The organism is Bartonella sp. MR168JLCBS (assembly GCF_042194175.1).
The window spans coordinates 260-1,074 of the sequence record NZ_JBHIMP010000155.1; the positions used below are offsets into that span (position 1 = coordinate 260).

The 815-nt window shown below is 42.2% G+C and carries 1 protein-coding gene; it reads right to left on the reverse strand.

Annotated elements, in window-relative coordinates; all coding sequences use genetic code 11:
- Positions 1–69: 69 nt before the first annotated feature.
- Positions 70–815, reverse strand: a 746-nt coding sequence (locus tag ACFIK8_RS09950) for a putative PEP-binding protein (protein WP_375669327.1), incomplete at its 5' end; no start/stop codon positions are given.

Below are 815 nucleotides of genomic sequence, written 5' to 3' on the forward strand. Positions count from 1 at the left end.
TCTCACATACAACTCATAGTGTATCCCAAATTTTTTCCTTAGCCCTACAACAAAAATATTCCAAAACTCCTATGTCTTTTTTGCAATTGCCGACTGCGCTGCTGCTAAGCGCGCAATTGGCACCCGAAAAGGAGAACAGGAAACATAATCTAAGTCATTTTCTTCACACAAAGCGATAGAAGCAGGATCGCCTCCATGTTCACCACAAATTCCTAGTTTAATTTTTGCACGTTGCGAACGTCCGCGCTGTACAGCAATAGAAATAAGTTCCCCTACTCCATCACGGTCTATAGATACGAAAGGATCTTGTTCTAAAAGTCCTTTTTGAAAATACGTTTCTAAAAAAGGAGCGGCATCATCGCGCGAAATTCCAAAAGTGGTTTGCGTCAGATCGTTTGTCCCAAATGAAAAAAATTCTGCAGTTTTCGCAATTTCATCTGCTCGAAGAGCTGCTCTTGGAAGCTCAATCATCGTCCCAACCATGTACTGAATAGTGCTTCCCTTTTCCTTCATTACCTCACAAGCAACCTGGTCAATATGTGCTTTCACAAAATCGAGTTCAGATTTAAGTGCAACAAGTGGTACCATAATTTCAAGCATGACAGGAGATCCAGATTTTTGAGCCGCTTCTGCTGCTGCTTCAAAAATTGCCCGTGCCTGCATTTCCACAATTTCTGGATAAGTAATAGCCAAACGGCATCCCCGTAACCCAAGCATAGGGTTAAATTCGTGCAACTGCTGTGCACGTTCAGCAAGCACTTCAGGAGAAACTCCAATAATTGCTGCAACATCAAGAATTTCTGCATCCGTTTTTG